Origin of the sequence: Trichocoleus sp. DQ-U1, from assembly GCF_039961925.1 — a bacterium.
GTDB lineage: Bacteria > Cyanobacteriota > Cyanobacteriia > Cyanobacteriales > FACHB-T130 > FACHB-T130.
Genome location: NZ_JAMPKB010000131.1, coordinates 1 through 9,240, shown reverse-complemented (window position 1 = coordinate 9,240; position 9,240 = coordinate 1). Strand labels below are relative to the sequence as shown.

9 protein-coding genes and 1 pseudogene are annotated in these 9,240 nt (G+C 48.0%); 6 read left to right on the top strand and 4 right to left on the bottom strand.

What is annotated here, in order from left to right; genetic code table 11:
• Positions 1–331: 331 nt before the first annotated feature.
• Complete coding sequence (locus NDI34_RS26880; protein ID WP_348234359.1) at positions 332–901, top strand: hypothetical protein; 570 nt, start codon at positions 332–334, stop codon at positions 899–901.
• Between the two features lie 207 nt (positions 902–1,108).
• Here NDI34_RS26880 and NDI34_RS26875 read toward each other — a convergent pair whose 3' ends face one another.
• From NDI34_RS26875 to NDI34_RS26860, 4 genes are all read right to left on the bottom strand, one after another.
• Positions 1,109–1,288, bottom strand: a complete 180-nt coding sequence (locus tag NDI34_RS26875; RefSeq protein WP_190413517.1) for a PCP reductase family protein — start codon at positions 1,286–1,288, stop codon at positions 1,109–1,111.
• A gap of 122 nt (positions 1,289–1,410) precedes the next feature.
• Positions 1,411–1,851 (bottom strand): cyanase, encoded by a 441-nt coding sequence (gene cynS, locus NDI34_RS26870; RefSeq protein ID WP_348234358.1) that lies wholly within the window; start codon positions 1,849–1,851, stop codon positions 1,411–1,413.
• A 204-nt stretch (positions 1,852–2,055) separates the two neighbouring features.
• Positions 2,056–3,240, bottom strand: coding sequence for an NAD(P)H-quinone oxidoreductase subunit H (locus NDI34_RS26865; protein ID WP_190413521.1), 1,185 nt, complete (start codon positions 3,238–3,240; stop codon positions 2,056–2,058).
• 253 nt (positions 3,241–3,493) lie between these two features.
• Positions 3,494–4,255 (bottom strand): LuxR C-terminal-related transcriptional regulator, encoded by a 762-nt coding sequence (locus NDI34_RS26860; protein WP_348234357.1) that lies wholly within the window; start codon positions 4,253–4,255, stop codon positions 3,494–3,496.
• Between the two features lie 114 nt (positions 4,256–4,369).
• On the opposite strand from NDI34_RS26860, the gene NDI34_RS26855 reads away from it, so the two are divergent.
• The 5 genes and pseudogenes from NDI34_RS26855 to NDI34_RS26835 form a co-directional block, all read left to right on the top strand.
• The gene (locus NDI34_RS26855) at positions 4,370–5,032 is read left to right on the top strand and encodes a DJ-1/PfpI family protein (RefSeq protein ID WP_348234356.1); all 663 of its coding nucleotides are present in this window, start codon (positions 4,370–4,372) and stop codon (positions 5,030–5,032) included.
• A gap of 436 nt (positions 5,033–5,468) precedes the next feature.
• Positions 5,469–6,365, top strand: coding sequence for a 16S rRNA (cytosine(1402)-N(4))-methyltransferase RsmH (gene rsmH / locus NDI34_RS26850; protein WP_348234355.1), 897 nt, complete (start codon positions 5,469–5,471; stop codon positions 6,363–6,365).
• A gap of 148 nt (positions 6,366–6,513) precedes the next feature.
• On the top strand, positions 6,514–7,242 hold the full coding sequence (gene rph / locus NDI34_RS26845) for a ribonuclease PH (RefSeq protein WP_348234354.1): 729 nt from the start codon (positions 6,514–6,516) through the stop codon (positions 7,240–7,242).
• A gap of 247 nt (positions 7,243–7,489) precedes the next feature.
• Positions 7,490–9,016: a ferredoxin:protochlorophyllide reductase (ATP-dependent) subunit B gene (gene bchB, locus NDI34_RS26840; RefSeq protein WP_190526583.1), complete on the top strand. Its 1,527-nt coding sequence runs from the start codon at positions 7,490–7,492 to the stop codon at positions 9,014–9,016.
• Positions 9,017–9,085: 69 nt separating this feature from the next.
• Positions 9,086–9,217: pseudogene (locus NDI34_RS26835) on the top strand (DUF4351 domain-containing protein); the annotation flags it as partial.
• Positions 9,218–9,240 lie beyond the last annotated feature (23 nt).

The following is a 9,240-nucleotide window of genomic DNA, read 5'->3' as shown; positions in this document are numbered from 1 at the left end:
GAGAGTTTTGGAGAATCTTGCAAGTTTTGCTTCTTGAATTTTGTCAGTCAACCAACGGCTGACCAGTAAGCTTTAGCTTACTTTAGCTTTAAGCCGGGAAATTTATTCCCGGCTTTTTACGTGCTGCGATCGCTTCATGAGCACTTCACAGAAGCTTTACGATCGGGCGAGAATAACCGATTTATTTAAAGGATTGATAAAGATAGCCCTGATTTTATAGCACTTCTCCTTGGAGACTCCTTAAAGTGGAGGGGGAGTCTATAAGTATATTTACGGGGTTGTGAGAGGTTTGTTCACCATGCGGGTACTCTACTCAATTTAGGAAGCACCCATGAATCCACGAACAAGATCAAAATCAGAAAAGTCATCGGCGGGGCAGAATTTAGTCAAAGGTTTTGTTGGCATCGCTGGATTTCTAGGAATCTGTTATTTGGTCAGTATTCCAGTCATGTCCCAACTCAATCAAAACTCTACTCTCAAGGAAACTGCTTCTGAGGAGACTGGTACGACTAGGCGTTCTTCACCCAAAAAGACCAAGGCAAAACAGTCTACAACGACCGCCGATCCGACAACCATGTTCGGAGTCTATACAAGCCAGCCGGATGCTACAATCCAACCAAATCAGTCTCCCGCCCCCTTGGGTAATACAACCTTGCCAGATGGGACGATAACGGCTCCCGGCACCACCAGCTTGCCGAGTAGCTATCCCACCACTCCCAGTACAAGCAATTCTGGCGGGTTAATCATGACTCCCGGCACCACCAGCTTGCCAAGTAGCTATCCCATCACTCCCAGTACAAGCAATTCTGGCGGGTTAATCACGACTCCCGGCACCACCAGCTTGCCGAACACAGGATTTTCAACTACACCCAATCCAACGATCAACTATAGCGGGTTTTAAACGTTCAACTGGGTGTGTGTCGCCTGATATAGCAATCCTATTTGAGTTGCGCCCCGGCTCTTCAGATCCCCGACTTCTCTCTCGAAGTCGGGGATCTCGCCTTCACGAATTATTTACGAGTGCGATACTTGAGGCAAAACCGAGACAAAACGCGATCGCGCTCTCAACCGAAAATACGATCGCCCTTAAACTTCCGGGCGAATTCTGCTACTGCCCAAACTGTTGTTTAGCTTGCTGATAAACTTCCACCGTTATTATTTTTTGCCCTGCTTCTTGTGCAAATTTTTCGATTTTTTTCCGAGCGGCGGGACGGACAAAAAAGGGAATTTCTTTCAACTTGGCTTCAGCTTCGGGTGTCCACTCTACGGCATTGGGTTGGTTCGCCACAGTTTTCTCCAAAAAATCCTTAAAACAGGAGTTTAACAGGGAAGCGATCGCGCTTTCCAGCGTCTCATCAAAAAAGCGATCGCTCTCAGGATGCGATCGCCTTTCCCAACCCTACCAACGAGCTACCACTTTTTGTAGGAGAGGAACTTACCCGACATAATAATTTTTACGCGATCGCCCTTGGGATCTTCTTCTTTTTCCACATCCAAAGTAAAGTCAATCGCGCTCATAATTCCGTCACCAAACTTGTCGTGAATGACGCTTTTTAGCGGCATTCCATACACTTGCATAATTTCATAAAACCGATAAATCAGAGGGTCAGTGGGAACAATTGGTCCCAATCCTTTCACCGGACATTCTGTTAGTTCAGTCGCATAACTTGGGTCAAGCTCTAATGCGAAGAGCAGCTTACTTGCCTCTTCTTCAGAAGCACTTGCTTGACGATACATCACTGCCGCAATCCAGACTTCGTCGCGTCCAACAGCCTTTTCTAAATCAGCAAAACTTAACCCTTTCTCTTTTTTAGCACTCAAGAGTATTTGAGTAATTTCAGGAATAGCCATTAATAAACCCTCAGCAAAAAAAGTAGCAACGATTGGAAACGATTGTAATGAATCTTTTCTCAGCTTTAGAAGCAGTTAAACTATCTCCTCTAACCGACAATCGATTCCGTTACATTCGCTACCTATATGCTGCTACTTTTGAAGCTTTAGGCTTTTTAGGTAGACATTTCCCGACCTATTTTTGCCTTTTGCCTTTTGCTGTTTTTAGCGGTCTACAGAACCCATGATGATATCGATGCTACCCAAAATCACCACAATATCAGCGAGTTTTACACCCTTGAGAAGACTAGGGAGGATTTGCAGGTTGTTGAAATCGGCTGCACGAATCTTCCAGCGCCAAGGGAAGACATTATCATCGCCAATAATATAGATTCCTAGCTCACCTTTCCCACTCTCGACACGGACGTAATGTTCGCCCTTAGGGATTTTAAAAGTGGGAGCGATTTTCTTACCAATGTACTGGTAGTCAAAGCCATTCCATTCGGATTTTGGCCCTTCTGCCATACGCTTGGCTTCCAAGTTCTCGTAGGGACCACCGGGAAGTGCTTTGATAGCTTGGTAAATAATCTTGACAGATTCGCGCATCTCTCGAATCCGCACCAAGTAGCGGGCAAAACAATCACCGCCAGTTTCCGTATGCACTTGCCAGTCGAAGTCGTCGTAACATTCGTAGTGGTCAACTTTCCGCAAGTCCCACTTGACGCCAGAACCCCGCAGCATCGGGCCAGAAAGTCCCCAGTTGATCGCTTCTTCGCGGCTGATGGTGCCCACGCCTTCCACGCGACGGCGGAAGATGGGGTTGTCTGTAATCAAGCGCTCGTATTCGTCAACTTTTGGCAGGAAGTAGTCGCAAAAGTCTAAGCACTTGTCAACCCACCCGTAAGGCAAATCAACGGCAACTCCCCCAATACGGAAGTAGTTGTTATTCACCATCCGATAACCAGTGGCGGCTTCCCACAGGTCATAAATCATCTCCCGTTCGCGGAAGATATAAAAGAAGGGAGTCTGAGCGCCCGTATCAGCCAAAAATGGTCCCAACCACAGCAGGTGATTGGCGATACGGTTCAATTCCAGCATAATGACGCGGATGTAGCTGGCGCGTTTGGGAACTGAGATACCGGCTAGTTTTTCCGGCGCATTAACGGTGACAGCCTCGTTAAACATTCCCGCTGCATAGTCCCACCGGCTGACGTAGGGGACGTACATGATGTTGGTGCGGTTTTCGGCAATTTTTTCCATACCGCGATGCAGGTAGCCGATAACCGGCTCGCAATCCACGACATCTTCCCCATCCAGGGTAACGATGAGTCGCAGCACTCCGTGCATGGAGGGATGGTGCGGACCCATGTTCAGCACCATCGGTTCTGTTCTAGTTTCTATCTTTGCCATAGTTCAGCCATCTCTCCTTGAAGCCGATTTGGGCAGCCGCACCTGAAATTTCGTAAACACGCCAAAATCACTCCGACTGGCACTGTCTGTTTACTACTGAGTGTTGATTTTTGTTTCGCTTCCTTAATTATATGGAGCTTTGTCCGCAGGATACGTCGGAATTCGAGCTGCATTTAACCAAGGGGAATTTTGGCACAACGTAGAGAATCCGGCGTTGCTGAAATCGTAATCATTTAGGCAACGCCGTCAAAGGTTACTGGTGAGCGTTCAGCGCCAAGTTAGATGGAGATGGCTTTGCACTTGGAAAAGCGTGTTGTGTCGCAAAAAGCTGTGCAACCATTTCTGTACGAGACGAAACCTCAAGCTTACGGAACATTCGCTTCAAAGCCTGCTTGACAGAATTCTCGGTAATCCAAAGTTCAGTTCCGATTTCTGTGTTGGTTCGACCCAGCGCTACCAAGTTGGCAATTTCCAACTCACGAGACGTTAAGCGATGGGTCTTTAAGGGTTGGTGCTGAGGTTCCAAAACTGTGCTTGGCGCGAATCGCACGCTGGCGATCCAAACCGATAGATGTAAACAAATGGCACTCAAATCAGCGATATCTTGGGCATCAAAGGCAGGCATTGATTTTTCACGGGTGCAACCCACTGAGCCGATTAATTGACCCCGATCGATAATGGGTCCTGCCATCACGTGCCAATGATCGGGACGAGGACAAATGATTGCCCAGGCTTTTGGGGATGCCACTAATCCTTCATGGACAGGCGTATGGCGCTCTGCTATGTAACGCGCCACAGGATTATGTTCAATGGATAAGACAACATTCAACACTTTTTGAAACTTGCGATTCTCCAAAGGAGAGGCTGCGCCAACGCCTAAAAGCTGGTCGAAGAAAAAGAGCCCCGAACGCTTGGCGGCAAAGTACTCACCAATTTTTGGCACGAGTTGCGATCGCAGGTCTTGTTCCTCTTTTACCTGACTAATGGCTTCAAATAAAAGCTGCAAGGAAATCATCTTGGATTGGGTGTTATGCCTTAAAGAGTACTCGGTCGAGGACTAGGCGCAGTGGTTTGCCATCCCTAGTATAAGGATAGATTTCATTGCAAGCGCGATTAGAAGGATTGATGTATGACGGACTCACAAAAGCAGATTATTGGTTTGGTCATCTATCCCGGCATGACCGCACTGGATATTGTGGGACCCCAGCAAGTTTTTAGTGCGCTTCCCAATGTCCAGATTCATCGAATCTGGAAAACGTTAGACCCGATCGAAACCGATGACGGCATGGTGATTTTGCCGGATACCACCTTTGACCATTGCCCGCCCTTGGACGTGATCTGTGTAGGCGGCGGCTTAAAACAGATGGCAATCATAGACGATCCAGAGATCCTTGGATTTCTACGTCGGCAAGGAAGCACCGCAAAGTTTATTACCTCTGTGTGCGGCGGGTCTATGTTTTTGGCGAAGGCAGGACTGCTGCAAGGCTACCGAGCTGCGACTCACTGGATGATGCGGGAACACCTAGCCGCGTTGGGCGTTGAAGTCGGAACAGAGCGAGTCGTCATTGACCGAAATCGCATGACGGGGGGAGGTGTGACAGCAGGCATTGATTTTGGTCTTGTAGTTGCTCAAGCGCTTTGTGGTGAGGAAGCCGCCAAGATCGCTCAACTCTTGATGGAGTACGATCCAGCCCCGCCCTTCGATGCCGGTTCACCCGAAAAAGCGGGGCCTGATTTAGCGAACAAGGCGACGTCATACGCGATGGGGACATTGGGTTTACAAGTAGAATAGGCAGCTTGACATGACTAGCCAATTCGGAAATTGACGGCGGTACAGCTTGATTTTTCTGCGACTTCGATCGTCTTCAACCAGAGCTTAATTACTCAGGTATTCAATTGAGAAGGCGATCGCTATCAATGCAGACCAGCTCCTTTCAGGGGGCGAGTTAATTGGCGCTTTTCTCAAACAAGGGCAAATCCAGGCGGCAAACGTTTACCAAAAGCGTGCCCAAAATCACTACCAGCTACTATTGAAAGCAAGGCAAGAGCGCTCGACAATGAGCAACGGCGATAAATTTCCACTCTGAATAAACTGGTCTAGGAAATCCAGCTTCCAGCTCAAGCTTATGTCCTGCTCCTGTAACGATAAGCATGGGTATAACCAGAAAATCGGAAAAATTATAGGCAAAATAGAGGGTGCGCCTATTTATCGTCGCTAAGTTTTTTTGATGGATGAAATTGACAAGAGTTTGACGAATCAGACGGAAGCACCGGCATTTTTTCATCTGTCGGTACTGAGTCGGGAGTTAATTGCCGGGTTGGAAATCCGTCCGGGGGGACATTACCTGGATGCGACGGTGGGGGGCGGCGGACACAGCCGGTTAATGCTGGAAGCCGCACCGGATGTGCGGGTGACGGCGATTGACCAGGATGAACAAGCGATCGCTGCGGCTAAAACCCAATTGCACGATTCTGGGGAACGCATCCAGTTTTGGCATGGCAATTTCACCAAATATCAACCGAATGGTCTAACATTTGACGGAATTATTGCAGATTTAGGCGTGAGTTCTGCTCAGTTCGATGTTCCAGAGCGAGGCTTTAGTTTTCGCCACCAAGCTGACTTAGATATGCGAATGAATCAGCAGCAATCGCTGACTGCCGCAGAAGTCATTAATCACTGGAAAGAAGCGGAACTGGCAGATATTTTCTTTAAATATGGAGAAGAGAGACTGTCACGGCGGATTGCTAGGGCAATTGTGGAAAAGCGTCCATTTCAGACAACAACCGAGTTAGCAGAGGCGATCGCGTATAGCGTTCCCCGTCAGTACCGCTACGGCAGAATTCACCCTGCCACACGGGTATTTCAAGCCCTGCGAATTGTCGTCAACGATGAGTTAAAGTCTCTAGAAACTTTCCTCAATCAAGCACCCAACTGGCTTAAACCAGGCGGTAGGATTGGCATCATCAGTTTTCACAGTTTAGAAGATCGCTTGGTAAAGCATGGTTTTAGAGAATCGCCGATATTGCAGGTGTTAACCAAAAAACCGATTACACCGCAAGACGATGAACTGGAAAATAATCCTCGCTCTCGCTCCGCTAAACTGCGAATAGCAGAACGAAAATGATAGCAAACGACTCGCCGCCTTAGCCGAAAGCTATAGCAGTGAGTCGTTCCTAAATAAATCATCGTAGATTGTTAAAGTTCAACAGATTAATTAACTTAAATTGACTGGTAACTGCTGTATCCTAATCAAGAATTTTGAGGCAAGTGCGATGTCTTGGCTGCGTCCTGATGGTCGGCAATTTTACCAACTACGTCCGGTTCGGTTTGAACGAATGTTCACCCGATTTGCAGCGGGTTCGGTTCTAACGAGCTGCGGCGACACTCATGTTCTCTGTAGTGCGACGATTCAAAAAGGTGTCCCCAAGTTTTTAGAAGGCACCGGCAAAGGGTGGCTAACGGCTGAATATCGGATGCTACCGGGTGCGACACCCCAACGCCAAGCACGGGAATTTATGAAGCTGTCTGGACGCACGCAAGAGATTCAGCGATTGATTGGGCGCAGCTTGCGGGCGTCGCTAGATTTAGAGGTACTCGGAGAACGCACGATAACGATAGATGCCGATGTTTTACAAGCGGATGCTGGAACCCGCACAACCTCGATTTTCGGGGGGTTTGTAGCACTTGCAGACGCCGTAGAAAAGCTGATAGAGCAGGGAGAGTTAGAGCGATCGCCAATTCGCCATCAAATTGCCGCGGTTTCGGTAGGACTGTTGCAGGGAGAGCCAGTTTTAGATTTGAACTACGTTGAGGATGTCGCGGCTGAGGTGGATTTCAACGTGGTGATGGACGACCAACTGAACATCATTGAAGTTCAAGGAACGGCTGAGGAAGGCACCTTTAACCGGACTCAGCTCAATCAAATATTGGATTTGGCCGAAAAAGGGATTCAAGAATTGCTAGATGCACAGCGCAAAGCATTGAGTTCCTCGACCCATTAAATAAAGGAATATCCCTAAAAATTAAGAATCGTTTCAGATCGACGAGAGTGCGATCGCTCTTATACCAGCCTGGATTATATAGATGAAGGGCATTCCAGGCACTTTTGCCAGTTCACCAGAACCCTAACCGCTCATGAGATCGGGGTTGGTGGATGTTTGAGGCAATCTGAGACAATTAGCCTTTGAAATCAACTGTTTCAGCTCATTCCAGATAGATAGATAGTCATCAGCACGAAGGGAGAACTCTATGAAATTGGCTTACTGGATGTATGCAGGTCCCGCGCACATTGGTACTCTGCGGGTCTCCAGTTCCTTTAAGAACGTCCACGCCATTATGCACGCGCCAATTGGCGATGACTACTTTAACGTCATGCGCTCGATGCTAGAGCGCGATCGCAACTTCACCCCAGTTACCATCAGTTCCGTTGACCGGAACGTTTTGGCGCGTGGTTCCCAAGAAAAGGTGGTGGACAATATCACCCGCAAAGACGTTGAGGAACATCCAGACCTAATTGTTTTAACTCCTACCTGTACCAGCAGCATTCTCCAAGAAGACCTGGAAAACTTCGTAGAACGAGCTTCCATAGAAACCAAGTCAGACGTAATGCTGGCGGACGTGAACCACTACCGCGTCAATGAACTGCAAGCAGCCGACATTACCCTGCGGCAAATTGTCCAGCTTTACATCGAGAAAGCCCGGAAAAAAGGCGATTTACCCGAAGGCAAAACCGAAAAGCCCTCGGTTAACATTCTCGGAATTTCCAGCCTCGGATTTCACAATCACCACGACTGCACCGAGTTGAAGCGGTTGATGGCTGATTTGGGGATTCAAGTCAATGAAGTAATTCCCGAAGGCGCATCAGTTCACAACCTCAAGAATTTGCCAAAGGCTTGGTTTAACCTGGTTCCTTACCGCGAAATCGGGCCAATGGCAGCTCAGTATCTGGAGAAAGAATTTGGGATGCCTTTTGTAGACATTACGCCGATGGGTGTGGTGGAAACTGCACGTTGCATCCGCAAAATTCAGGAAATCATTAACGCTCAAGGCGCAGATGTTAACTACGAAGACTACATCAACGAGCAAACTTTGCACGTTTCTCAAGCCGCTTGGTTCTCCCGTTCAATTGACTGCCAAAACTTGACAGGGAAGAAAGCTGTGGTGTTTGGTGACAGCACCCACGCCGCCGCCATCACGAAAATTCTGTCAAGAGAAATGGGGATTCACGTTGTTTGGGCGGGAACATACTGCAAGTACGACGCTGAGTGGTTCAAAGAGCAGGTAGGCGAATACTGCGATGAAGTAATCGTCACCGAAGATCACGGTCAAATTGGGGATGCGATCGCTCGTGTGGAACCCTCTGCCATCTTCGGTACCCAAATGGAACGTCACGTCGGTAAGCGTCTAAATATTCCCTGCGGCGTCATTGCAGCACCGATTCACGTTCAGAATTTCCCCATTGGTTACAAGCCATTCTGCGGTTACGAAGGTACGAACCAAATTACAGATTTGATCTACAATTCCTTCACTTTGGGAATGGAAGATCACCTGTTAGAAATCTTCGGCGGACACGACACCAAGGAAGTGATTACCAAGGGGATTTCGGCTGATTCTGACCTCGGTTGGAACAAGGAAGCGCAAGCAGAACTGAACAAAGTTCCCGGTTTTGTGCGCGGTAAAGTGAAGCGCAACACTGAGAAATTTGCACGCGATCGCGGTTTCAACGTCATCACTTTAGAAGTGATGTATGCAGCTAAAGAAGCAGTCGGTGCGTAATTCAGCAGTTAGTCATTAACCATTTAGCAGCCAGCCCTAAAAGCTGGCTGCTAGTCTCAAAAATCAGGAGCGATCGCCCCCGATTTACAATCAATAATCAACAGCTTATCCGCAACTGCTCTCGATGAATTAAGCGAAACTTTATTAGACTTTTCGGATGAAATCGAGCTAGCGACTTGCCTAGCACAGCATCAAGCATAAACGTTTTGGATTTTGAGAGCGAT